Below are 25,176 nucleotides of genomic sequence, written 5' to 3'. Positions count from 1 at the left end.
GGGGGCCGCTCCCGCTCTGTCCGCACGCGCGAGCACTGCGGTGGGGACGGCACTCGCGGCGCCGAGCAGAGCGGCCCGGCGTGAGAAGAGCGATCGTCTCGAGGCTCCGCGCATCAGTGTGTCCCGACTTCCGGCAACGGTGTCGTACCGAACAGCTTCCGGTAGACGGCGAGCAGTTCCTGCTCTTCGCGGTCCCACCGGAACCGCTCGCGGACGAGTGCGCGCCCCGATGCCGCGTGACGCTCGAGCAGCTCGGGGTCGTCCTCGTACCTCTGGAGTGCTGCCACGACGGCACCGGGGTCACCCGGTGGCACCCAGGTCGCACACTCGGAGCCAGCGAGGAGCTCCCGCCACAGGGGCACGTCGGTGGCCACCACTGCCGTACCCGACGCCATGTACTCGAAGAGCTTGGTCGGGATCGACATCCGGTACGCCGGTGTCGGGAGGAGCGGGAGCAGACCAACGCGCGAACCTGACATCAGTTCGCGCGCAGCTCGTGGCGGCACGACTCCGCGGTGATCGATGTGACCGCTCGCGACGAGGGCGTCGAATCGCCGCCGGTCGACGGCAGCGTCGATGGGGCCGGCGGTGACGATTCGCCAGCCGCTCGGGAGATCCGGCGAACCGGCAACTCCGGTGAGGACCTCAAGTCCTCGGTCATGGCTGAGCGAACCGACGTACACGGCGACCGGGGCACACTCGTTCGGGGCCGGCGGCACGTGGTCGTCCATGATCCGTGGGACGTTCCGGACGACGATCGTCCGGTCCGCGGGGAACCGGCGGGTGATGGCGGGCGTTGCTCCGATGACCACGTGGGCTCGGCCCGCGAGGCGGACCGCGACGTGCGCGACGACGACGCCGACACGTCGCGCGAGCGGAGCGAGGTACTCCTTCCCACGCACCTGGTCTGGGAGGTCCTCGTGCGCGTCGTAGACGACGGCCCGCCCCATGAGGCGGAGCAGCAGGACGGCCCACAGGAGTTCCGGGTCGTGCAAGTGCACGACCCGAGCCCGCGACGACATCGCCGCAGCGATCACCTGGACGGTCGACACGCACATCCTGCCCGCTCGGGAACGCCGGGGGATGCGCCGCACGTAGACACCAGAGTCGCGATCGGGTCCCTCCCAGTCGGGTTCGGGATCGGGATCGTCCGTGGTGACCGCGATCAGGGCAGTACGGTACCCGCCGGAGGCCGCACTGGCCGCGGCTCGACCGTGGATCCGGTTGTCCGTCCACGGGTGAGCACTCGAGACGTGCACGATGTCGAACGGTCGGGCTCTGTGGCGCATGGGGCGAAGCTACAAGTCCCCGCACCCCTGGGTCGACTTTTCCACATTTCACACTTCACCCTGCGGCACCTACGACAACCGCCGGCGCTCGTACGAGCGAACGGAACGGAGGACGAGCAGCAGCACGACCGAGTAACAGACGATCAGCGCGACGGTCAGCGCACCGAGGACCACCGGCATCGACGCGCCGAGGAGCGAGGGTACGAGTACCGCGGCCGTACAGAGCACGAGCCGTGCGGCGTCCCAGGCCATCTGCGCGGCCTGGCCGCCGAGCATCGCCAGGAGCTGCGTGATCGGGGAGACCGCGACCTGGGCGACGAAGGCCGGAGCGAGGATGCGCGCGTACTGGCCGGAGCTCGCCCATTGTTCACCGAACACTGCACCGAAGGCCGTCGGCGCGATCAGCACCACGACCACCGCGGCAGCCGCACCAGCCACCGCCAACCGGACGACGAGTCTGAAGAGGACGGCCCGGACGGGCTCGGTCGCCCGGATCCGTGCGCCGAATGCACCGGCGGCGTACTGCGCGGTCGCATCGGCGACCATGCCGACCGGTGATCCGAGCACACGCATGGTGAGCGCCACGAATCCTGCAGCGACGCTGCCGTGGAGCCCAGCGATGAGGAGACCAGGCGCTTGCTGGCCGATGACGTTCATCATCGACGACCACGGTGTGATGACCATGAAGCGTCGATGCTGCCGCACGGCGTCCGTCAGAGCCTGTCGCGTGACGATTGTCCTCTGCCCGTTGCGCCGCGCCATGCCGGCCACCGCCGCGAGTCGGCCGACCGCGAGCCCCGCAACGAGTCCGATCGGACCGGCGAACGCCATGGAGAGGTTCCAGATCGTCTGTCCGATGCCCTGTGCAGCATTGCGCACCGCGATCGCCCGGTGGTCGCGACGACGCGCGAGCACGGCTGATGCGACCCGCTGGACCCCGATCGCCGCCACCGTCACGGGGAGCACCCACCAGAGCTCTGCCAAGGCAGGGGCGCTGAACCGGTGCGCGAGGACGTCGCGCGTCGCCCAGGCGAGGAAGGCACCCCTGCACTCACCGCCGACACCGAGACGACGCCGACCACGACGAGCGCCCGGGCAGCATCGTCGTGCGCGACCGGGAGAGCGCGATCCGTGCCGAGGGTGGCTCCGGCGCCGGCCACTGAAGCGATCGCCGTCACCACGGCGAGTGCCCCGAAGTCCGCCGGACCGTACGAGCGTGTGAGCAACGGCGAGACCGCCACGACGAGTCCCTGCCCGAGGACCGTGCCGACGAGGATCTTCGCGACGGCGGGGAGCCTGAGCTGCCGGTACCGCACCTGACGTCAGTCGACGGCCGCGGTCGGCGGTGCACCGATCGCGGCCACCGTTGCGGAGGTCCATCGAGCGGCGTCCAGTACCCGGCGGCCGTCGACGACCGAACGGACGCCGGGGAGCCGGGACTGGTCCCACGACGCGTACTCGGCGTGGTCCGCCTGCACGACGGCCGCGTCGACCGGAGCACCGGGCACGTGCGGGTCGAGCCCGAGGGCGCGGAGTTCCTCGTCGGAGTACAGCGGATCGGTGACCGTGACGATCGCACCGCGTTCGGCGAGCGCCCGTACGGTGTCGAAGACACCGGAGAACGCCGTCTCCTTGACGCCGCCACGGTAGGCCGCGCCGAGGACCACCGCGTGCTGCCCGCGGAGGTCTCCGTGCAGGCGGGCGAGGAGCTCGACGGCGTGCGAGGGCATCGCCGCGTTCCGGGCCCGGGCTGCCCGGACGACGGTGGCCTCTGGGTCGTTCCAGAGGTAGAGCCTCGGGTACACGGGGATGCAGTGGCCTCCGACCGCGATGCCCGGGCGGTGGATGTGACTGTACGGCTGCGAGTTGCACGCCTCGATCACGGCCTCGATGTCGATCGACTGTCGTTCGGCGAACCGCGCGAACTCGTTCGCGAGGGCGATGTTCACGTCGCGGTAGGTGGTCTCCGCCAGCTTGGCGAGCTCTGCGGCCTCGGCGGTCTTGAGGTCCCAGACCCCGTTGGGCCGCCCGAGGTCGGCGCGCTCGTCGAACTGGAGCACCGTCTCGTAGAACGACCGACCGAGCGCGGACCCGCGGTCCGTCAGCCCGCCGACCAGCTTCGGGTACCGCCGGAGGTCCGCGAAGACCCGCCCCGTCAGCACGCGTTCCGGGGAGAACACGACGTGGAAGTCGCGCCCCTCGACCAGACCGGAGCGGGCCTCGAGCCGCGGCGCCCACCGCCCTCTGGTCGTCCCCACGGGCAACGTCGTCTCGTAGGCGACGAGTGTGCCCGGACGAAGGTGCGCACCGATCGTGTCCGTCGCATCGTCCATCCAGCCGAAGTCCGGGACGCCGTCAGCGTCGACGAAGAGCGGGACGACGACCACGACGACGTCAGCGTCGGGGATGGCGTCGGCCGGGTCCGTCGTCGCGCGGAGACGTCCGTCCGGGACGACCTCGAGCAACGCCTCGGCGAGACCGGTCTCGCCGGGGAACGGCTCCTGCGCGGTGTTCACCGACTCGACGACCCGGTCGGCGACGTCCAGGCCCGTGACGCGGGCTCCGGACCGGGCGTACTGGACGGCGAGCGGGAGTCCGATCTTGCCGAGACCGACGACGACGACGTTCATGCTGCTGCTCCTTCGATGTCCGTGCTCATGCGCACGGTCTGCTGGGTCCGGGAGGACTCGATGACCGCTTCCGCGACCGACACGGTGCGGAGACCCTCGCGGAGGGTGACGATGTCGGCCGTCCGACCGAGGACGGCGTCGCGGAAGGCCTCGTGCTCGACGACGAGCGGTTCGCGCTTCGGGATGGCGAACCGGGTGCTCGATCCCTCCGAGACGCCCCGGAAGGCCGCGACCTGGTCCCACTCGGTCCGAACCGTCCCGTTCTCGTGGAAGGTGAGGTCGGCGCCGAGCGTGTCCGCGACGAACGCGCCCCGTTCACCGGTGACGATCATGAGCCGTTCCTTGAAGGGCGTGAGCCAGTTCACGAGGTGTGAGGTCACCGTGCCGTCCGTCAGCCGGCCGCTCACCGTGACCAGGTCCTCGTGCGGGCGACCGCTCTTCGTGCAGGCCACCGCGCCGACCTGGGCGAAGGACGATCGCGCGATCCAGGCGGTCGCGTCGATGTCGTGCGTCGCGAGGTCCTTGACGACTCCGACGTCGGCGATCCGAGCGGGGAACGGCCCCTGCCGTCGGGTGGCGATCTGGTACACGTCGCCGAGCTCGCCCGCGTCCAGGCGCTGACGGAGCGCCTGGAGCGCCGGGTTGTAGCGCTCGATGTGCCCGACGGCGCCGACGAGACCCGCTCGGTCGAACGCCGTGACGAGACGATGTGCGGCCGGCTCGTCGACCGCCACCGGTTTCTCGATCAGCGCGTGCACCCCGGCAGCGGCGAGGGCGAGGCCGACCTCTTCGTGCAACGCGGTCGGCACGGCGACGACGGCCGTGTCGATACCGATCGCGACGAGGTCCTCGACCGAGCGCACCAGCGGCACGCCCGACGCGACACCGTGCGGGTCGCCGAGTGCGTCCGCGACGGCGACGAGTTCCACGCCGTCGAGCGAGCGCAGGACACGCGCGTGGTGCCGACCCATCATCCCGAGACCGACGACGCCGGCCCGCAGCACGCGGCTCATCGGCCCGCTCCGGCCAGGGTGTTCACGGCTTCGACGATGCGGTCGAGCTGTGCCAGGGTCAGCGTCGGGTAGACCGGCAGTGCCAGCACCTCGGCCGCGGCCCGGTCGGTCTCCGGTAGGTCGACGGCCTGCCCGAAGGACGGGAGACGGTGCACTGGGATCGGGTAGTAGACGCCACTGCCCACGCCGAACTCGGAACGCAGCGCGGCAGCGAAGCCGTCCCGGTCCGTCGGGACGCGGACGACGTACTGGTGGAAGACGTGCTCGGCACACGGATCGGTCGTCGGCGTCGTCACACCGCGGAGCTCTCGTGTGAAGTACGCGGCGTTCGCCTGCCGCTGGGCCGTCCAGGTCAGCACCTTCCGGAGCTGGACGCGCCCGATCGCTGCGTGGATGTCCGACATCCGGGCGTTGAAGCCGACGATCTCGTTCTCGTAACGCTGCTCCATCCCCTGGTTGCGGAGCAGTCGGACCACGCGGTCGGTGTCGGGCGACCGGGTCGACACCATGCCACCTTCGCCGGCGGTCATGTTCTTCGTCGGGTACAAGCTGAAGGCCGCGGCGTCGGAGTCGCTGCCGACACGTCGTCCGGCCCACCGCGCGCCGTGCGCCTGTGCGGCGTCCTCGACCAGCAGGAGCCCGTGCGCCCGGGCGAGTTCCCCGAGCGCGGTCATGTCTGCCGGGTGCCCGTACAGGTGGACCGGCATGATCGCCCGTGTCGCCGGCCGGATCGCGGCGCGGACGGCCTCGGGTGCGATGCAGAAGGTCGCGGGGTCGATGTCGACGAACACCGGCTCGGCTCCGACGAGACGGACGGCGTTGGCAGTGGCCGCGAAGGTGAAGGAAGGGACGATCACCTCGTCACCCGGGCCGATGCCGAGTGCGACCAGAGCGAGGTGCAGCGCGGCGGTGCCGCTGTTCACGGCCGCCACCGGAGCGCCCTCGACGAGCACGTCGCCGAACTCACGCTCGAAGGCCGCGACCTCAGGGCCCTGCGCCAGCCCGCCACCGGCGAGGACGGCGTCGACCGCTCGTCGTTCGTCGGTGCCGATGAGCGGCTTCGCCGCGGGGATGAGGTCCAGTGTGCTCGTCGTCATCGGATCGCCTCGATCGTGTCGGTGTTCTCGGAGTGGTGGAAGCGCGCGCCGGACTCGGTGCAGACCAGCGTGCGGTCGTCGATCTGCGCGAGCCGCCGCCCGGATCGCCCCACCCACCCGATCCGCCGCGCGGGGACCCCGGCGACGAGTGCGTGGTCCGGGACGTCGTGCACGACCACGGCGCCGGCGGCGACCATCGCCCACCGCCCGATGCGCACCGGTGCGACGCACATCGCGCCGGCCCCGATCGACGCTCCGTGCTCGACGACCACCGCACTCGGCTGCCAGTCCTGTGCGTCCTTCACGGTCCCGTCCGGGTTGATCGCGCGGGGCGTGTTGTCGTTCGTCAGAACGGCGCCTGGACCGACGAAGACACCGTCGCCGATGACGGCCGGGCCGTACAGCAGTGCGCCGTTCTGCACCTTGCAGCGCTCTCCGACCTGGACGCCTGTGCCCACGGTGACGCCTCGGCCGACGAGGGTGTCCGAACCGACCGACGCCGCGGCTTCGACGTGCGTGTCGTCCCAGATGCGGACACCGGTGGCGAGACGCGCCGATGACGAGACGACCGCGGACGGCGCGACGAACGCGTTCGGCGGGGTGGGTTTCGAGTTCATGTGTGCGCCTCCGGTGGGGATCGGCGGAACCTCCGCCAACACGCCCAGAGTACGATATTCCAGTTACAGATATCAAGTGTTATTTGTTCACACGAGTGTGGCGGTCGCCATCCAGCTACAGTCGAACCTGTGCGATGGAGTCGAGTGAACTGGCCCGCGGTCGGCTACGTGTCGCTCGAGGACTTCGAAGGCGCCACCGAGCACCTGATCCGCCTGCTCGAGGACGCCCCACCACCCGTCGCAGCGCTCGCCACCGTGCGCTGGGTCGACGCCCGGATCGCATCCCTCACCGTCGAGGTGCCCGGCCGACACGGTGGCAGGACGTCTGCCCCCGACGAGGACACCGAGACGTCCGCCACGGACATTCCCGGGCACGGCACCCCGGACCCGGTGACCGTGCACGCCGAGGTCGTCGTCCGCAACGACGAGGTGCTCGACACTGCGGACGGCCTCTGGCGGCGCTGGAACCACGCCCGGGTCACCCTCCGCCTCGACGACGCCGTGATCGACCCGCCGACCGTCGATCCCGCCGACCTGCTCGCCGGCGACGCGCACATCGCCCGCGGCGAGCTCGAACACGTGGGCGGCCTCGACGCGTGGGAGCTCCGCTTGCTCGTCTCCCCCGTCGGCGAGGTCGCGATCCGCTTCACGGACGCCCGGGTGTCGGTGCGCAGCGTCCCGGAGTCCGTCTACACGGCGCTGGACCAGCGACCGGCGCGCGGTTGGCACGGCCCCGTGCCGGACGGCTGGGTCGAGTACGCCACCGAGGTGGTGCGTGCCGCCGCGTACGGCGACCTGGGCGGGCTGCACCTGGCTGACGACGCGAGCGACGTCGACGACGTCGACCCGCGCTGGGGCTTCGCCCCGCTGCACGCCGCCGCGTGGTTCGACCGGCCCGAGATGCTCGAGGAGCTCCTGCGCCGCGGTGCGTCACTGCAGCTCACCGACACCGAGGGGCGGACGCCGCTGACGCTGGCGATCGACCGCGACGCACGTCGGGCGGTCGACGTGCTGGTGGCTGCGGGTGCCGACCTGGAGGCCCGGGACGGCGACGGCAACCCACCGATCGTCCGCGCCGCCTGGGGTGGGCACGGTGCGATCGTGCGTTCGCTCGCCGGCGCGGGTGCGGACACCAGGGCGTTCGGCTCACGGGGCGCGTCCCTGCTGATCGCCGCGGTCGACTCCGGTGACCTGGACACGGTGCGGTCCGTGCTCGCCCTCGACGTCGACGTGAACGCCGAGGACGACGAGGGCTCGACCGCCACCGCTCGCGCAGAACTGCTCCGCGACCGTGCGGTCGCGGAGCAGTTGGCGCACTACTACTCGAGGAGCTGATCGAGCGGGCGGACTACTCCGCCGTCTCGAGGGCGTTCGCCTGCGCGACCGTGCCGTACCAGCGGGCCGAACCCTTCGGCGTGCGCTCGAACGTCTCGGGGTCCCACGAGACCAGGCCGAAGGTCGGACGGAAGCCGGACGCCCACTCGTAGTTGTCCAGGAGCGACCAGTGCTGGTAACCGAGGACCTCGATGCCGTCGTCGATGCAGCGGTGGATGCCCTCGAGGGCGCCCTGCGTGTAGGCCTGCCGACGGGTGTCGTCGGCGGTGGCGATGCCGTTCTCGGTGATCATCAGCGGGACACCGCCGGACAGCTCCCACGCGCTGCGCAGCCCGTCGGCCGAGGCCTCGGGGTAGAACTCCCAGCCGGTCAGGGTCGTCTCGACGTCGTCCGCCACGGGCAACGGGCCGGAAGCGCCGATGAAGGTCCGGGTGTACGCCTGCACGCCGAGGAAGTCGTCGCCGGCAGCGTTCTCGAGGTACCAGTCGTCGCGCGGGTACCCGTACTCGCGGAGCATCGCGTCCGCGCCGGGCTCACCGTTGGACTTGAACGCCTGCGTCGCGACGGTCCAGCCGCTCTGGATGCCACCCACCTGGGAGAGCACCTCCCGCGAACGCTTGTGGGACTCGAGCAGGGCGTCGGCCACGCCCAGGTCCGGGTTCGGCAGGCCGTACGCCACCAGATTCGACGCGTCCTCGCCGCCGGCGAGCATCGCCGCGATGTTCGGCTCGTTGATCGTGCAGACGTACCGGACGCCGTCGGACACCACGGGCAGCGCGGCTTCGGTGTAGCGGGCGAACAGGTCGGCCGCGTCGGGTGCGCGCCAGAAGCCGTCGCGTTCGAACCAGCGCGGCACCGTGAAGTGCATGAGGGTGACGATCGGCTCGATGCCGAACTCGTGGCACGTCTCGACCATGCGTCGGTAGTGGTCGACCTCGGCACGGCTGACGAACCCGCGCTCCGGCTCGATGCGCGCCCACTCGATGCTGAACCGGTACGAGTTCAGGCCGAGCTCGGCGGCGATCCGGATGTCCTCGCGGTAGCGGTGGTAGCTGTCCGCGGCGTCGCCGGACGGCTCGACGATGGTGGTGTCGGGCTCGTGCTCGTGCACCCACCAGTTCGAGTTGACGTTGTTGCCCTCGATCTGGTGCGCGGCGGTGGCGGCGCCCCAGAGGAAGCCGTCGGGGAAGTTCAGCGTGGTGATGATGGGTCCTTTCAGTGCTGACTCAGGAAGGCGTCGAAGACGGCAACGGTCCCGAGCGGGTTCTCGATCTGGGGGCCGTGGTAGCTCTCGGCGATCACCTCGTACGACGCACCGAGACGCGAGGCCATGTCCGCCTGCCACGGGATCGGCCAGGCGCCGTCCCAGACGCCGTGCGCGACGAGCACCGGCAGCCCGGTCGCGCGGAGTTCCTCGGTGGTGTCAGCGCGGTCCTCGAGGATCGCTGCGCCACCGAGCACGCTGAGGACGCTCGTGTGGTCGAAGCGCTCGCGGACCATCCGGGCGTCGTCGAGGAGCTCGGCGTCGGGGCGTCCGGCCCAGAGCGGGTTCTGCGCGTCGAACAGCGCGCGGTTGGAGCAGGTGTCGGCGACGATCGTCTTCTCCGCCGCCTTGCGGTACGACCAGCCGTGCGGGCCGGAGCAGAACATCGTCACGTCGCGGAACGACGTCGGCGAGGCGATCGCTGCGGCGCGGACGATCACGCCGCCGAGCGAGTGGCCGATGAGGTGGACCGGAGCGCCGTCGTCGAGCAGTCCGGCGACGCGGACGACGTCGGCGGCCTCGTGCTCGAGCGTGTACGCCGTGCGGTCGTCGGGCGAGACCGAGTCGGCCTGTCCACGGCGGCTGATCGCCACCGCCGACCACCCGGCGTCGCGGAGGAGCGGCAGGAACGTGCGCCAGTCCTCCTTCGAACCGGTGTACCCGGGAACGATGAGCACGACACCCTTCGACACCCCGGACGGCACGACCCGGTACGCGGTGAGCCGTCCGACGGGCAGGTCGATCCCGACGACGTCGACACCGTCCGGCGTCGGCAGGTGGCCGAACGCCGACACCGCCGGGAAGTCGTGCAGCGTCGTCACAGCCGGCTCCGCTCACCGACCGAGCTCGCAGGCTCGCTCGGCACTGGCGTCGCGGCGCCGCTTCGCGACGCTCCCAGCTCCAGCGTGCGACGGGGGTTCGGCACGGCGTCGAGCAGGGCGATCGTGTACGGGTCCTGCGGGTTCTGCAGCACCTCGGCGGTGCGACCCCGCTCGACCACGGCACCCTCGTGGAGCACCATGATGTCGTCGGTGATGAGGCGCGCGCTGAGCAGGTCGTGCGTGATGTAGAGGAGCGAGACACCCCACTGTTCGCGCAGGTCCTCGAGCAAGGCGAGCACGCCGGCGCGCAAGGTCACGTCGAGCATCGAGACCGGCTCGTCGGCGATGATCACCTGCGGGTCGGACGCGAGTGCACGGGCGATGACGACGCGCTGCCGCTGCCCACCGGAGAGCTGGTGCGGGAGCTTCTGCGCGAACTGCTCCACCGGGGTCAGGCCCACGGTCTCGAGGAGCTCGAGCACGCGGCGCCGCGCGTCCTGCCCCTTCAGGTCCGTGTAGTTCGCGATCGGGCGGGACAGCGTGTACTCCACGGTGTGCAGCGGGTTGAGCGCCGCGTACGGGTCCTGGAACACCATCTGCACCTCGGACCGAAGGTCCCGCAGGCCGCGCTTGCCCAGGCGTGCGACGTCGAGGTCGCCGAACCGGACGGTGCCGGTCGTCGGCTTCTCGACCCCGGTCAGGAGCTTCGCGATGGTCGACTTGCCCGAACCGGACTGGCCGACCAGGGCGAGCGACTGCCCCGGCTCGAGGGTGAACGACACGTCGCGCACCGCCTGCACGGGCTGCTCGCCGCGGCGCGGCGCCGGGTAGGTCTTCACGATGTTCGACACGACGATCGGGTTCTTCGCCGCCGAGCGCTCACGCGACCCGACGGTGCTGAACGACGACGTCGCTTCCTGCCGCTTCTCACCGGACGTCGCACGCTGCGACCGGTCCGGGAAGCCGGGCAGGGACACGACCTCGGCCCGCGGGTCGGCGTAGTGCGACAGCAGCATCTGCGTGTACTCGTCCTGCGGGTTGCGCAGGAGCTCCTTCGAGCCGCCGTCCTCGACGATGCGGCCCTCGTGCATGACGAGCACGCGCTCGGTGGCCTCGAGCACGATGCCGAGGTCGTGGCTGATCAGGATCGCCGTGAAGCCCTCGGACTGCTGCAGCTCGATGATCGTGTCCATGACGGCGTGCTGGACGAGTACGTCGAGCGCCGTGGTCGGTTCGTCGAACACCATGAGCTGCGGTTCGAGCGACAGGGCCAGGGCGATCGAGACACGCTGCCGCATGCCGCCGGAGAGCTCCCCGGGAAGCGGGCGAGCATCGACGTCGGCAGCTTCACCTTCTCGATGAGCTCCCTCATCCGGGCGTCCCACCGGTCGCGCGACACGTGGCCGTGCGCCTTGAAGATGTCGATGAAGTGGTTCCGGACGGTGCGCACCGGGTTGAGCGCGTTCATGCCGGACTGCAGCACCATCGCGAAGCCGCCCTGGCGCTGCTGCCGGAGCGCTTCCTCGTCGAGGTCACGGATGTCGTGGCCGTTGAAGACGATGCTGCCGCCGTTCGTGCGCGCCGGCGGCTTCTGCAGACGCGTCAGCGCGTAGCCGAGCGTCGACTTGCCGGAACCGGACTCGCCCACCAGGCCGACGAACTCGCCCTTCCGCAAGCTGAACGACACGTGGTCGACCGCCTGGACGGCCGTCTGGCCGGCCGATTCGTACACGACCGACAGGTCGCGGACGTCCAGCAGGACGCCCTGGGCGTCACCACCGTCGGACGGGAGGCCCGTGGCGGCGCCGTCCCGCGCCTCCAGGCCGTCATCTGCGTACGTTCGCGAGCCGCTCATGCGGTCGCCTCCTTGCGCTTCGGGCGCGCGCCTTCGCGCAGCCGCGGGTTGGACACGGCGTCGACGCCGAAGTTGATCAGGGTGAGGCTCATCGCGAGCAGCGCGATGCAGAGGCCGGGCGCGAAGAGCAGGATCCACTGGCCGGTGAGCAGCGCGTTGGAGTTCTGCGCCCAGTAGAGGATCGTGCCCCAGCTGACGATCGACGAGTCGCCGAGCCCCAGGAACTCGAGGCCCGCCTCGGCGAGGATCGCGCTCGTGGCCGCACCGAAGAACGAGCCGACGATGAGGCTCGTCATGTTCGGCAGGATCTCGCGGAACACGATGCGGGTCGCGCCCTCGCCGGAGAACTGCGCGGCGGTCACGAAGTCACGGCCTCGCAGGGACTGCGTCTGGCTGCGCAGGACGCGAGCGCCCCAGGCCCAGCCGGTCACGACGATCACCGCGATGATCACCGCGATGCCGCCGTTCTGCAGGTACGCCGCGATGACGATCATGAGGGGCAGACCCGGGATGACCAGGAAGAGGTTCACGATGAACCCGATGACCTCGGCGATCCAGCCGCGGACGTAGCCCCAGCTGAGGCCGATCGCGACGGCGACGAGCGTGGACAGCAGTCCCGCGACGGCACCGACGAGCACGGAGATCCGGGCGCCGTAGATGATCTGGGACAGGACGTCCTCGCCGGCGGCGGTCGTGCTCATCCAGTGCGCCCAGCTGGCGTCCGCGCTCCGGGCGAAGCCGTTCTGGCTGGCGCCGTACGGGGCGAGGAGCGGGGCTGCGATCGCCACGACGACGAAGACCGCGAGGATGATGATGCCGATCCGGGCCTTGGTGTTGCTCCAGACGACGCCGAACTGGCGGGCTGCTGATTTGAGCTTGGACGGCGCCCGCTGCTCGTCGTTCTGGTTCTGTTGCTTGTCTTGGGTCCGTACTGCGACGGTTGCGTTGCTGGTCATCGACGCGTCCTCGGGTCCAGGACGCCGTAGAGGACGTCCACGATGAAGTTGGCGATGAGCACCGACACGGTGATCATCAGGAAGAGGGCCTGCATGAGCGGGTAGTCCTGCCCGATCACGGCGTTGAACAGCAGGTAGCCAATGCCCGGGTAGCCGAACACCTGCTCGACCAGGACCGAACCGCCGACCACGCCACCGAGTGCCAGACCGAAACCGGTCAGGTTCGGGAGGATCGCGTTGCGGGCCGCGTACCGGATCGCCACGGTGCGTCCGCGGAGACCGTTCGCCTCGGCGAAGGTCACGTAGTCGTCACCGAGCGTGTTGATCATCGCGTTGCGCATGCCGATGATCCAGCCGCCGAGGCTCGTCACGAGGATCGTGACCGCCGGCAGCACCGCGTGCTGCACGGCGTCCCCGAGGAACGCGCCGTTCAGCCCCGGTGTCGTCGTCGCCGAGTAGGCGCCCGTGGTCGGGAACCAGTGGGCCACGTAGCCGAGGAAGAACAGCAGCAGGAGCGCCGTCCAGAAGTACGGGAACGTCGACATGAACGAGCCCGACAGCGTCGGGAGCGAGTCCAGCCACGTGCCGCGCTTCCAGGCCGCACCGACACCGATCAGGGTGCCGAGCACGAAGGCGAGGATCGTCACGACGCCGACCAGGATCAGCGTGTACGGCAGCGCTCGGGCGACGAGGTCACCGACCGGCTGCGGGTAGAACGTGTAGCTCGTACCGAAGTCGAGCGTGACGACCTGGTGCAGGTAGCTGACGTACTGGTCCCACAGATTGCCCGTCGGGACGCCGAGCTGCGCCTCGATGGCCTTCTTGGTGGCGTCGGTGACCGGGCCGTTCTGGCTGAGCTTCGCCAGGGCGGCGTCGGTCGGGCTGCCCGGCATGAGTCGCGGGAGCACGAAGTTCAGCGTGACCGCGGCCCAGAGGGTCAGGACGAAGAGGACGAGTTTCTGGAGGATGTACTTCACTTGGCTTCGTCCTGTTCCTTCAGGATCTTCTGCCCGGCGGCGCTGTCACGCAGTCGCAGCTTGGAGAAGATGAGCAACGGGGCCGAGTCGTAGTTCTGCGGCGCCATGTAGGGGTCCTTCGCGCTCGGCCACCCGACGAACTTGCCGGTGTTGAACAGGCCCCAGAGCCCGCCGTAGTACATGCCGATCACGGGCAAGTCGTTGTAGACGACCTCCTGCAGCTGGTCGAGGATCTCCTGCTGCTTCGCGGTGTCCGTCGTCGCCTTGTACTCGTCGAGGAGCTTCTGCGTGTCGGCGTTCTTGTACCGCTCGTAGTTGTTCACCGTCGACTTGCCGACCGGCTGGTAGAAGTCGGTGCTGAGCAGGGAGTTGAACGCCTGGTAGACGTCGCCGTTGCCCATGCCGCCCATCGCCATGTCGAACGTGCCGTTGTTGATGTTCTGCTGGTACCCGGCGGGCTGCGGTGCCTGGATCGTCACCTTGATGCCGATGGCGGTCAGGTTGCGGCGGACCTCCTGTGCGGCGCGGAGCCAGTCGGAGTAGCCGTTCGCGGTCATGATGTTGATCTCGAGCTGCTTGCCGTCCTTGACGATCTTGCCGTCCTGGACCGTGTAGCCGGACTTCTCGAAGCTGGCGATGGCCGCCTTCGTGTCCTGCGTGACGACACCCTTGTTCGGGATGTCGTCGTTCACGTACTGCTCCTGGTTCGGCAGGATCAGCCCGGTCTGTGCCGCGGCCTTGAGGTTGCCCTCGGTCGCGGTCTCGGCGATGCCGTCACGGTCGAGCGCGAGGGAGATGCCCCGGCGGACGTTGACGTCGTTGTACGGCGCCTTCGTGAGGTTCGGGATGAGGCCGATCACACCGCCCGGCGGGAACCAGTACGTGTTCGTCTTCGAGGCGGCGCCCCAGGTGCCCTTCACGTCGGAGATGAACGAGTACGCCCAGTCGTAGCCGCGCGTGACGGTGTCGAGCTGCGTGTTCGTCGCCGGCAGGATGAGGTGCTTGATGGCGATCTTGTCGGCCTGCCAGTACTTCGGGTTCTTGTCCATCGAGTACTGCTGGTCGGTGTAGTTGCCGAGCACGAACGGGCCGGTGCCGACCGGGTTCGGGTCACGCCAGGTGGTGGGGTCCTTGACCTTTCCCCAGTGGTTCTCGCCGAGGATGTACGTCTGGCCGATGATCGTCAGGCTCGGGACGTCCTCCGACTTGAGGTGGAAGACGACGTGGTCGCCCTTCCGCTCGATCGTGTCGATGTGCTGCCACGCGCCCTTGATGTCCATCGCGGGGAACTTCTTGAGCAGGTCGAACGTGAAGACGACGTCCTTCGCGGTGAACGGCGAACCGTCGGACCACTCCACGCCGCTGCGGATCGTCATGTCGATCGTCTTCGCGTCCGGCTGCGACCACGAGCTCGCGAGCCACGGGTTCCGCTTGCCGTCGAGGGGGTTCACCTCGATGAGGGGCTCGTACATCCACTTCGACGCCGTGCGGGCGTTCGCGATGTACGGGTTGAAGTTGCGGTCGAACAGCGGGTTGCCGTGGTCCGCGTTGATGAGCATCGTGTCCTTGCCGATGCTCGGGTCCGGCTGGGACCGGACCTGGATGCTGCAGCCGGTGGCCGCGAGGGCCACGACCGCGATGCCGGCGATGGCCGCGATGAGACGGCCACGCCGTCCCCGGCGGGTGCCCGGGGTGCGCGGCTCGTGTTGCCCGCGCGTGCGCTGTGGGGGAAGCGTCATTGCTCGGTCGACCTCCGTGTCGAGTGGGTACTGGGACAATGTATGCGCTTACATCGCGTCGCGCAACCGGGTGGTTTGTGAACCGGGGCGGCACGCGCGGTGCGGGGTTGCGCGGGGCGGTGCGCGCGGGTGCGGGATCGCAGTGTGCGAGGTTCCGTCCTGCGTGCGAGGGTCCGACCGCCGCACAGTGCGCGGAACCTCGCACACTGGCGCGGCGGGCGCGGCGCGACCTCGCACCGTGCGAGTGTCGCACCCGGTCGTCGAGGGGCACGACGTGCCGCTCACGTCCGCCGAGAGGGCAGGAAGTGCTGCCCTCAGACGCCGAGCGCGACGTTTTGTGCTCTCTCGGCGCGGGGTGCACCGTGCGAATGGCGCCGGGTCGCACCCGGTCCGCGAGGGGGCACGACGTGCCGCTCACGTTCGCCGAGAGGGCAGGAAGTGCCGCCGCCGCGCAACGAGCGCGACGTCTTGTGCCCTCTCGGTGACACGCGGACGGCATGTCGTGCGACCGCCCCGCACCCCTACAGCGCCGGCGGGCAGCTCTCGCGCAGCAGCACCTCGACTGGCAGGCGCATCGCCCGCGGGGGCCCCTCCCGTCGCTCGAGCCGGTCGACGATCGCCCGGACGGCAGCCCGCCCGAGCTCCCCATCGGCTGGTGCACGGTGGTCAGCCTGGGCACCGAGAACCGCCCCGCGTCGATGCCGTCGAACCCCGTGACGACGAGGCCCTCCGGCACCCGCACACCCCGCGCGACCGCCGCGTCGAGCACACCGAGCGCCGACTGGTCGTTCGAGCAGACGATCGCCCGCGGGGCCGCGTCCCCGTCGAGCAGCTGCGCCGCGAGCTCCCGCGCCCGGACCCGCCCGAAGTCGCCGTGCACGACCCGCACTGCCGAGGCCGGGACCCCGTGGTCGTCGAGCGCCTGCCGGAAGCCCGCCGAGCGCTCGATGTCGTCCGGGGAGTCGATCGGTCCGGCCAGGTACACGAGCGACGACCGGATGCCGAGCCGACCGATGACGTGCGAGCCGAGCGTGCGCATCCCCGCGGCGTTGTCCACGCTCACGGAGTCGAAGCCGTGCGAGCGCCGGTCGTCGGCGAGCACCACGACCGGGATCCGTCGGGCGACGTGCTCGAGTAGGTCGTCCGGCACCGTCTGCGCCAGCACCGCGAGACCGTCGACCCGTCCGGCGACGTCGTTGACGATGACGTCCCGGGAGGACCCGCGCCCCGCCGCCACCATGAGCGCCAGCCCGCGCTGCCACGCCTCGGTCTCGGCGCCGCGCAGGACCTCGTCGAAGTACAGGTTGGACGAGAAGGGCTGCGTGACGTGCCGTCGGTCGTCGACCACGCGGACGCCACCGTCGGTCACGAGGTCGGGTCGCTCGTCCGGCACCACGTCGAACCCGGGCAGCAGGAGTCCGACCACGCCGGTCCGCTTGCCCGCGAGGGCCCGGGCGTTGCCGGAGGGCACGTAGCCGAGGGTCCGGATCGCCGCCTGCACCCGGTCGCGGGTACCCTCGCGGACCGCGTCGGGCGTGCGCAGCACGCGCGAGACCGTGGCGATCGAGACGCCGGCGGCAGAGGCCACGTCGTAGACCGTGGGAGGTGCGGTGCGCTGCTCGGCCAAGCCGTGCCTCCCGTCCGACGTCCGCTGGTTCCGTGCCGCGAGCCGTGCGGCCGGACCATCCTAGGCATGCTGCATGCCGGGACTTTTCCACATGTGACCGGAATCCCTTGCGCGATCCGGACAGCGCCCGCACACTGGTGCGACCTCAGTACGTCCCGTGAGGAAGCGCATTGGCGGGCAGGTCGCCCGCATCGACCACGATGCCCACACACACAGGAGAAGACGCGATGTCCCAATCGACACGGTCCGGCGGCAAGAGCGCGATCCGGCTCACCACCGACGAGGCCGAGGTGCGCGACGCACTGCTCGACCACACCGACGGCGGCAACGCCTGGATCTTCGACCAGATCGACGCGGCTGAGGACGCAGCGACGAGACCGTAGTCACCAGCCTGGAGGCACGGTGCGGGTCCGCCCCGCGCCGTGCCTCCTGCAGATCGGTCGCCTCCAGGGCACGCGGCGCGCGTGAGCGGGTCAGCGCTCGGTGCTGCCCACGATCGCCATGCCCGCGCCACGCAGACGGCGACGCTCCTGCGCGATCCACGCGAGCAGGCGGTCGTTCGTGCCGGCGACGTGCGCCGCGAGCAGGTCAGCAGCGCGGTCCCCGTCCCCGGCGCGCACGGCGTCGATGATGGCGCTGTGCTCCTCCCAAGCGGCGTCCCGGGCCTCGGGCGTGCGGACCTCGATCCAGCGCGTCCGCTCCAGGCGGGTGAGGGCGTCGGCGATGGCGTCCGTGATGAAGCGGTTGCCGCCGAGTGCGGCGAGGTCGAGGTGGAACGTCGAGCCCATCCGGATGCCGGCCTGCTGGTCGGGCGTCGGCCGGAGGGTGTCGAGGTGTGCGCGGACCTCGGCGAGCTGCTCCTCGGAGGCGCGACCGACGGCGAGACGGGCGGCGGCGGGTTCGAGCACGCCGCGGAGTTCGGCGAGGAGGCGATCTCGTCGAGGTCGATCGGGGTGACCGTCCACGAGCGCCCCTCGTGCAGGATGAGCCCCTCGCGTTCGAGCCGCGAGAGTGCCGCACGGACCGGGGTACGTGAGGCGTGGAACCGTGCCTCGAGGCCACGCTCGGAGATGCGCTCCCCGGCGCGATCTCGAGGGTCAGGATCACGGCACGCAGGTTGTCGTAGAGCTGACTCGTCTGCGACACGGGCGCTGCATCGGTCGTCTCGGTCACGGCGATCCAGCCTAGTAGCGGAGCGGCCCGGATGGTATACCGTTTTGGTATACCAATTGCTTCCGAACTGAAACGATCGCTGTGACCTCCTCTTCCCGCGCCTGGACGATGCTCGCCCTCGGCGTCGCCGCCCAGGCCGCCGGCACCCTCGTGGTGTCCGCCCCCGCGCTGCTCATCCCGTACCTGCACGCCCAGGGCACGTCGCTCACCCAGGCGGGACTGCTCGCCGCGGCCCCGACCTTCGGCATGGTCCTCACGCTCATCGCCTGGGGTGCGATCACGGACCGGTGCGGCGAGCGCATCGTCATCGCGGGCGGTCTGGTGCTCACCACCCTGGCGGTCGTCGGGGCCTGGGCCGCTGTGGGCAACCCGGTACTGCTGGGGCTGGCGTTCCTGGCAGGCGGCATGACGAGCGCCTCGACGAACGCCGCGAGCGGGCGGGTCGTGGTCGGTTGGTTCCCGAAGGAGCGGCGCGGACTCGCGATGGGCATCCGGCAGATGTCGCAGCCACTCGGGGTGACGCTCGCCGCGGTCACGGTGCCGCAGCTGGCCGAGACCGACGGGATCCGCGCGGCCCTGGTGCTGCCGATCCTCCTGTGCGCCGTGCTCGCCGTGCTGTGCGCGATCGGCATCGCGAATCCGCCGCGCCCGGCCCGTGCGGATGCTCCGGTGGAGCACGTCGCTAACCCGTACCGGGCGAACGGGTTCCTCTGGCGGATCCACGCGGTGTCGGTCCTGCTGGTCGTCCCCCAGTTCACGCTCTCGACGTACGGCCTCGTGTGGCTCGTCGGCCTCGGCTGGTCGACCCCCGCCGCCGGGCTCCTCGTCGGGGCGTCGCAGTTCGTCGGGGCGGTCGGCAGGATCCTCGTCGGCGCGTGGAGTGACCGCGCCGGGTCACGTGTCGGGCCGCTGCGCATCGTCGCAGTGAGCGCCGCCGTCGTGATGGGGCTGCTCGCACTGGTCGACACGACGCACTTCGCCGCCGCCGCGGTGTTCCTGGTCGTCGCGACGAGCGTCACCGTGGCGGACAACGGTCTCGCGTACACGTCAGTGGCCGAGGCGGCGGGCCCGTTCTGGTCCGGCCGGGCCCTCGGGGCACAGAACACCGGGCAGTTCATCGCGGCGAGCGCCGTCGGCCCCGGGGTCGGCGCGCTCGTGGGGGCGCTCGGGTTCGCAGCAGCGTTCGGCATCGTGGCGGTCCTGCCGCTCGCGGCGATCCCGCTGGTGCCCGGCAGGGACCGCTCGCACGACTGACAGAGCAGCAACAGGCACGACTGACGGAGCAGCCGCACCCACCACCGTGGAGCAGACACGCGACAATTGAAGTAATAGCATGTAATATCTCAATACGTGATCATCCGTCGCTCCTCCTCGTTCGTCTCGGCCGTCGTCATCGGCGCCCTCGTCGCCACGGCCCTCGTCACCGCTCCCGGCCACACCGCGCGGGCGGACGATGCTCCCCGTCCCGCCGCGAGCATCGTCCGCAGCGCGGACGGCACCTCCTCCACCGTCCGGGTCGATCCGATGGGCACGACCGCCGCGGACGCACGGGTCCGCGAGCTCCGCAAGTACGCACACAGCGACCTGCAGCCGACGGGTCGCTTCGCCGCGGAGGGGGACGAGCTCGTGGTCACCCTGCCGAGCGACGCTCCAGCCATGGCCCTGCGGGTCGGCCAGTACGGCGCCTACGCCGCGCACAACGGTGGCAAGGAGCTCGACATCACGTCGACGCCGCTCACACCCGGGCGCAACGTCGTCACCTCGCCCATCGACGGGATGGTCTCCCTCGAGTACAGCGGCGGCGGCGAGCCGCAGTCCGTCACCGTCGCCGGCGGCGACCCGGTGCCGGTGTTCGTCCGCGGGGCGACCACCGAACGCGACTTCGAGGCCGAGTTGGACCGGTACGCCGACGCGCCCTTCGTCACGATCGTCACCGAACGGATCGTGGGCGTGTTCCAGCCGTCGGCCACGGGTCGCTACATCAGGGCCGACGACGTCACCGCGCGGACGGCGTACTGGGACCGGGTCGTCGAGCTGACGAACGCGACCTACGGACTCGTCGACGACGGCCCCGGTGTCTCGAGGAAGTTCCCACACCGCATCCACATCGCCTCACCTGACGCGTCGGGCGTGTACGCCTACGCCGGCACCGCGCGCATCGCGTTCCCCGTCAGCTCGGAGGCGGCTGCCGACCTGTTCCGGGATCCGTTCGACGCGCAATGGGGTCTGTGGCACGAGATCGGGCACACGTACGAGCCACCGGTGATGTCGTTCCCAGGGACGTCCGAGCTCGCCGTGAACATCTCGCCGCTCGCGATCCAGGACGCGCTCGGGTACCCGTCACGTTGGGACTCCGCCAGCCGGCACGCGGCCCTCGAGGACTTCTTCGCGAGCGAGGACCGGAACTGGCTGGCCCAGAACGACACGGTGAAGATGATGCTGTGGGAGCAACCACGCCGGGCGTTCGGGGACACCTACCTGCCTCGGCTCTTCCAGGAGCTGCGGGTCCGGGCCGCGACGATGAACATCCAGGACCTCAGCGCCGACGACGAGCACGACCTCCTCGTCAGCGTCATGGGTGCCGTCACCGACCGTGACCTCCGGCCGTTCATCGACCGTCTCGGGTTCCCCGTCGGCGACACCGTCCGGGCCGAGCTCGCCGTGCGTCCGCCGCTCGAGCGACCGATCTGGCAGAACATCGACTCACGGGACCGCACCGTCGAACGGGTCCTGCCCGCCTACGCGGTCCCGGACGGCACCGTCTCCGGCGCGCCGTCGTCCGCCGCCGTCGGACAGTCCCCGCCCGACGGGGTGCGCGTCACGGACCTGCGGAACACCGACGGACGTGGTTCCGCCGAGGTCGAGCAGGTCCGGGCCCTCGCTGACAACCGATCACCGATCGAGATCCAGGCGGTGCTCCGGAACGACCGCGACGTCAGGAACGTGCTGGCCACGCGCGTGGAGCGGACCCACGGCGACGCGGTCGTCCTGCTCGGACAGCAGAACCGGGAACTCGGCGACCTCGTGCGGGACCCGGACACCGGCACGCTCCGCTTCGTGCGGCACACGACCTGGCGTGCGCACACCTCGTGGGCCGGCCGACCCTACGTCACCGTCGAGGTGCTCACGCCGGACGGCCGGGTCGTCACGTCGGCGACGCTGCTCGGCGACCAGGTCTCGAAGGCGCTCGAGGACGAGCTCGGGACGCGTCGAGCCGGCCCGGGCGCCATCGTGCGGATCACGCACGCACAGAACGACGGGATCGTGCTGTACCACGCCGACCAGCGCCTCCCGGTCCAGCGCACCACCATCCAGGCGTTCCGGGTCACCGAGCGGGGGTTCGAGCGACTCGCCCTCGACCAGGTCCCGGCGTGCGGCGGATGCGCACCGGCCCTCACCGCGCCCGCCGACGTCCGCGTGGGCACGGATCTGCAGGTGCACGTCACCGGCGCGCTCCCCGGCGAGGACGTCCACGTGACCGGCGGTGCCGGCACTGCGACGGTCCGCGCGGACTCCTCCGGCGTCGCCGACTTCCTCCTGCCGACCGCCGACGTCCAGCCCGGGCCGCTCGACGTCACCGCGACCATGGCGTCCTCGGCGGAGCCCCTCGGCGCGGACGTCCTGCTCCGGTCCGCCGACGACACCGGACCACTGCACGCGACGGCGCGGGACGACCTCCGCGCGCAGCGTGGGGCGGACGTCGTCGTCCCCGTCGAGTTCCGATCCGACACGGACGCCGATCCGTCGGGCACCCTGGACGTGGTCGCACCGGCAGGCACGCGGTTCCGCGACGGCACGGACGACCTCCCGGCCGAGCGACGACTCCCCGGCGGCGACTGGACGCCCTGGCCGCAGGGTTCGCTGCTCGACGTCACCGTCGACGACACCGGCCGTCGCCTCTCCGGGACGCTCGCCTCGGGCGGGACCGACGCGCTGCCGGCCGGGGCAGCGGTCCGGTGGAGTCCGCAGCTCTCCGTCGCCGCGGACGCCGAGACGACACCCGTCGCGTTCAAGGCGCGGCTGGCCGGCGACGACACGTCGGTCCGCACGACGACGCTGCTCCGCCCCTTCGACCCCCTGACCGTCCGAGCCGGTGCGCTCGACCGCACCGAGCGGACGCTCGCCGTCTCGGGCACCGGGACACCCGGGGCCCGCGTGGTCGTCGACGGCCGCCGCAGCACGGTCGACGCCGGTGGCAGGTGGTCGACGACGATGCACCTGGTGCCGTCGGGGCGGGTACTCGTCGAGGCCGACCAACGGTTGCACGGCACCGTCGTCGACACGGCGCGCGAGAACGTCGACGACGTCGTCCCGGTGACCGCCCGGGTGCAGTCGGCGAGCGACGTCCGCCGGACAGCGACCCTGCGCGGTTCCGCGACGCCGGGCGCAGTCGTGCACGTCGGTGGCCACCACGTCACCGCGGGCCCGCTCGCCGGCGGATGGGTCCTCGAGACCGAGGAACTGCCGATCGGTGCGTCGACGCTCCGGGTCGTCCAGGACTTCCACGACGACCGCGTCGACCACGTGGACGTCCCCGTGACGATCCTCGACGGCGGTGCCGTCCACGGCACGGACGCGCCCCCGGTCGCGATCCAGCCCGGGCACGAGGCGGGCGTGGCGGTGCTCTTCCGGACCACGGCCACGGTGACGAAGCTCGCCGGGACGGTCACGTTCACCGCACCCGAGGGGACGTCCTTCCCCGCGACGACCGCCGGACTGCCCCTGGAGTACCGGAAGCCGGGCGGCTCGTGGACGACCTCGTCCAGCCGGCTCACCGCACCCGAGCTGTCGGCCGACGGGAGGACGCTGACGTACGCGATCTCCACGGCGTCGTCGTTCTCCCTCCCGACCGGGACGGACCTGCGCCTGACGCCGACCGTGGCGGTCGGCACCGAGCTGAGCGGGTCGGCCGCCGTCACCGCGACGCTCGCCGCGACGACGTCCACCAGCGACGTGCGTGCCGAGAGCGCCACCCCGATCCAGCTGGCTCAGCCGATCACGGCGGTCGCGGGCGACCCGGCCACGCTGCGGCGCGGCGCGACCACCGACGTCGAGATGCGGTTCCGGACACATGAGGACGTGAGGCGGATCACGGGCACGCTCACGGCGACCGCGCCGGCCGGCACACGGTTCGCCCCTGGGCAGACCGTGCTCGGCGGAGCGGCCCGGGAGCCGGGCGGGGCATGGACGCGCCTGCCGACGATGGACCTCACCGGAGGCACCGTCAGCCAGGACGGCACGACGATCACGTTCTCCCTCGCGACCGGAACGTCGTTCGCGGCACCTGCCGGAACGGACTTGCGGTGGCTGGTCGGGATCGCCGTCCCGACGGACGCGGCGGCGGGCGAGAGCGCCCTGGTCTACCGGCTCGAGGGCACCGCGACCGGTCCGGACAGCGCACGCCGCGCCGTCGACGCGGCCACCTGACGGACGGGAGGCCCGGTGCCAGCTGACACCGGGCCTCCCGTCCGTCACGTGGTGACCATCAGGCCGGGACGGCCGGCCCGACCGGCCAGCGGAGCAACGCTGCCGCCGCGACCCCGCCGGGCAGGGACGCCGCGTTCACGAGCACGAGCTCCGCGTCGGTCAGCACCGCCGCCCGGACCAGCGCGCACACGGCGGGGACGGGTCCGATGACGGGCACGCCGACGGCCTGCTCCGGCGCGGTCGCGACCCACGGAGCCGCACCGAGCGCGAGCAGCGTCCGGTCGCCGACCGCGACGGCGTCGAGCGCGATCGTCGCGCCCTGGGCCTGCTGCAACGCCTGGACCACGGGACCGAGACCGGTCACCGCCTGGTTGTCGCCGCGGCCGATGTGGCTGCGGAGCGCGTCCTCGAGGTCGTGGCGGTGCGTCGCGATGACCCGGGCGAGGGCGACGCGGACGTGGTCGCCGAGGACGTCCTCGTCGAAGCCGCCGCCGGGGACCTCGCTCACGAGCTTCCTGGACTCGGCGGAGAGCCGCTCGACGAGCATCGGGCGCGCCTGCAGGTCGCCCGCGACGACGATGAGCGCTGGAGCGAGCCGCTCGACGGCCTTGTCGATCGCGGCGGCGACCTCGGCGGTGTTCTGCCGCCAGATCTCCTCCGTGCGGCTCTGCCAGCGCGGCTGCTTCCAGTCACCGAAGCCGCCCTTCACCTTGTGCTGGTCGAAGGTCTCGCCGGTGATGCGCTCCTCGTCGTCCTTCGTCGCCGGGTGGCCGAGCTTGAACGCGCGGTAACCGCCGCCGTCCTTGCCGACCTGGACCACCAGGAAGGGCAGGTCGATCGGCCGGTGCGCGACGAGCGGCACGAGGTCCGGCACCGCGCCGACGCCGATCGACTCCGCGGCGTGCACGGGTCCGGGGAGCACCTCGCTTAGCACGAGTTCGCCGTCGTGGACGAGGACGTACCGTGCGACCGGCGACGGCACGCCCGGGCTGTCCTCGAGCTCCCCGGCGATCACGTCCACCGCGGCGAGGTCCGACCCCTGCGCGCGGAGCGTCTCCTCCACCCCGCGGAGCTTCAGCGCCGCCTGGCGGCGCGGGTCCTCGACGTTGCCGGAGGCATCGACGTAGGCCCACGCCCACGTCCCTCCGGCCTCGAGTCGCTGTCCCAGGATCCGGTGCAGTTCGTTCGTGACGTTGGTCGACGTCATGGCAGCTCCCTTCGGTTGGACGATGCAGGAACTCGAAGAGCCCCTGTGCTCCCACGTTCCGACCACCCTCCCCTGCCAGCGGCCCGCTGTCACACATCGGAGGGAACACCCAGCGCCGAAATCGCAACATCGCTCGGTTTTATGATTTG

18 protein-coding genes and 3 pseudogenes are annotated in these 25,176 nt (G+C 71.0%); 4 read left to right on the top strand and 17 right to left on the bottom strand.

Annotated features, from left to right (window positions below):
• Positions 1-113: 113 nt before the first annotated feature.
• The 6 genes from JN350_RS05170 to JN350_RS05145 form a co-directional block, all read right to left on the bottom strand.
• Complete coding sequence (locus JN350_RS05170) at positions 114-1,052, bottom strand: glycosyltransferase family protein (protein WP_205463773.1); 939 nt, start codon at positions 1,050-1,052, stop codon at positions 114-116.
• Between the two features lie 306 nt (positions 1,053-1,358).
• Positions 1,359-2,669, bottom strand: coding sequence for a lipopolysaccharide biosynthesis protein (locus tag JN350_RS05165; protein ID WP_205463772.1), 1,311 nt, complete (start codon positions 2,667-2,669; stop codon positions 1,359-1,361).
• Entirely contained in the window at positions 2,612-3,919 is a 1,308-nt protein-coding gene (locus JN350_RS05160; RefSeq protein ID WP_205463771.1) for a nucleotide sugar dehydrogenase, read from the bottom strand. The genes JN350_RS05165 and JN350_RS05160 overlap by 58 nt, the downstream gene beginning before the upstream one ends.
• The gene (locus JN350_RS05155) at positions 3,916-4,932 is read right to left on the bottom strand and encodes a Gfo/Idh/MocA family protein (protein ID WP_205463770.1); all 1,017 of its coding nucleotides are present in this window, start codon (positions 4,930-4,932) and stop codon (positions 3,916-3,918) included. The genes JN350_RS05160 and JN350_RS05155 overlap by 4 nt, the downstream gene beginning before the upstream one ends.
• Positions 4,929-6,029: a DegT/DnrJ/EryC1/StrS family aminotransferase gene (locus JN350_RS05150; RefSeq protein WP_205463769.1), complete on the bottom strand. Its 1,101-nt coding sequence runs from the start codon at positions 6,027-6,029 to the stop codon at positions 4,929-4,931. The genes JN350_RS05155 and JN350_RS05150 overlap by 4 nt, the downstream gene beginning before the upstream one ends.
• Positions 6,026-6,646 (bottom strand): acyltransferase, encoded by a 621-nt coding sequence (locus tag JN350_RS05145; protein ID WP_205463768.1) that lies wholly within the window; start codon positions 6,644-6,646, stop codon positions 6,026-6,028. Before JN350_RS05145 ends, JN350_RS05150 begins: the two co-directional genes overlap by 4 nt.
• Before the next feature lie 144 nt (positions 6,647-6,790).
• Between JN350_RS05145 and JN350_RS05140 the strand changes: the two genes are divergently transcribed.
• Positions 6,791-7,981: an ankyrin repeat domain-containing protein gene (locus JN350_RS05140; protein ID WP_205463767.1), complete on the top strand. Its 1,191-nt coding sequence runs from the start codon at positions 6,791-6,793 to the stop codon at positions 7,979-7,981.
• 13 nt (positions 7,982-7,994) lie between these two features.
• Here JN350_RS05140 and JN350_RS05135 read toward each other — a convergent pair whose 3' ends face one another.
• From JN350_RS05135 to JN350_RS05105, 8 genes and pseudogenes are all read right to left on the bottom strand, one after another.
• Positions 7,995-9,188 (bottom strand): glycoside hydrolase family 1 protein, encoded by a 1,194-nt coding sequence (locus tag JN350_RS05135; protein ID WP_461964368.1) that lies wholly within the window; start codon positions 9,186-9,188, stop codon positions 7,995-7,997.
• Between the two features lie 8 nt (positions 9,189-9,196).
• Positions 9,197-10,066: an alpha/beta fold hydrolase gene (locus JN350_RS05130; RefSeq protein WP_205463766.1), complete on the bottom strand. Its 870-nt coding sequence runs from the start codon at positions 10,064-10,066 to the stop codon at positions 9,197-9,199.
• Complete coding sequence (locus tag JN350_RS20615) at positions 10,063-10,266, bottom strand: ABC transporter ATP-binding protein (protein ID WP_240347688.1); 204 nt, start codon at positions 10,264-10,266, stop codon at positions 10,063-10,065. The genes JN350_RS05130 and JN350_RS20615 overlap by 4 nt, the downstream gene beginning before the upstream one ends.
• Positions 10,267-10,455: 189 nt before the next feature.
• Positions 10,456-11,921 (bottom strand): annotated as a pseudogene (locus JN350_RS05125) (ABC transporter ATP-binding protein); the annotation flags it as partial.
• Positions 11,918-12,877, bottom strand: coding sequence for an ABC transporter permease (locus tag JN350_RS05120; protein ID WP_205463765.1), 960 nt, complete (start codon positions 12,875-12,877; stop codon positions 11,918-11,920). The pseudogene JN350_RS05125 and the gene JN350_RS05120, both read right to left, overlap by 4 nt.
• Positions 12,874-13,854, bottom strand: a complete 981-nt coding sequence (locus tag JN350_RS05115) for an ABC transporter permease (RefSeq protein WP_205463764.1) — start codon at positions 13,852-13,854, stop codon at positions 12,874-12,876. Before JN350_RS05115 ends, JN350_RS05120 begins: the two co-directional genes overlap by 4 nt.
• Positions 13,851-15,593, bottom strand: coding sequence for an ABC transporter substrate-binding protein (locus JN350_RS05110; protein ID WP_240347565.1), 1,743 nt, complete (start codon positions 15,591-15,593; stop codon positions 13,851-13,853). The genes JN350_RS05115 and JN350_RS05110 overlap by 4 nt, the downstream gene beginning before the upstream one ends.
• Positions 15,594-16,293: 700 nt before the next feature.
• Positions 16,294-17,139: pseudogene (locus tag JN350_RS05105) on the bottom strand (LacI family DNA-binding transcriptional regulator); the annotation flags it as partial.
• Between the two features lie 308 nt (positions 17,140-17,447).
• On the opposite strand from JN350_RS05105, the gene JN350_RS05100 reads away from it, so the two are divergent.
• Entirely contained in the window at positions 17,448-17,603 is a 156-nt protein-coding gene (locus tag JN350_RS05100) for a hypothetical protein (protein WP_205463763.1), read from the top strand.
• Between the two features lie 90 nt (positions 17,604-17,693).
• Here JN350_RS05100 and JN350_RS05095 read toward each other — a convergent pair whose 3' ends face one another.
• Both JN350_RS05095 and JN350_RS19035 read right to left on the bottom strand, forming a co-directional pair.
• Positions 17,694-18,185 carry a GntR family transcriptional regulator gene (locus JN350_RS05095; RefSeq protein WP_240347564.1) on the bottom strand — a complete coding sequence of 164 codons (492 nt, stop codon included), beginning with the start codon at positions 18,183-18,185 and terminating at the stop codon, positions 17,694-17,696.
• Positions 18,186-18,244: 59 nt separating this feature from the next.
• Positions 18,245-18,292, bottom strand: a pseudogene (locus JN350_RS19035) (hypothetical protein); the annotation flags it as partial.
• A 209-nt stretch (positions 18,293-18,501) separates the two neighbouring features.
• Between JN350_RS19035 and JN350_RS05090 the strand changes: the two are divergent.
• On the top strand, positions 18,502-19,647 hold the full coding sequence (locus JN350_RS05090; RefSeq protein WP_205463762.1) for an MFS transporter: 1,146 nt from the start codon (positions 18,502-18,504) through the stop codon (positions 19,645-19,647).
• 96 nt (positions 19,648-19,743) lie between these two features.
• The gene (locus JN350_RS05085; protein WP_205463761.1) at positions 19,744-23,820 is read left to right on the top strand and encodes a M60 family metallopeptidase; all 4,077 of its coding nucleotides are present in this window, start codon (positions 19,744-19,746) and stop codon (positions 23,818-23,820) included.
• A 58-nt stretch (positions 23,821-23,878) separates the two neighbouring features.
• On the opposite strand, the gene JN350_RS05080 is transcribed toward JN350_RS05085, so the two are convergent.
• The gene (locus JN350_RS05080) at positions 23,879-25,027 is read right to left on the bottom strand and encodes a baeRF2 domain-containing protein (RefSeq protein ID WP_205463760.1); all 1,149 of its coding nucleotides are present in this window, start codon (positions 25,025-25,027) and stop codon (positions 23,879-23,881) included.
• Positions 25,028-25,176: the final 149 nt, after the last annotated feature.

The organism is Curtobacterium sp. 24E2 (assembly GCF_016925595.1).
Taxonomy (GTDB): Bacteria; Actinomycetota; Actinomycetes; order Actinomycetales; family Microbacteriaceae; genus Curtobacterium.
Note: the sequence above shows the minus strand (reverse complement) of the source record. Positions and strands in the feature narration are given on the sequence as shown.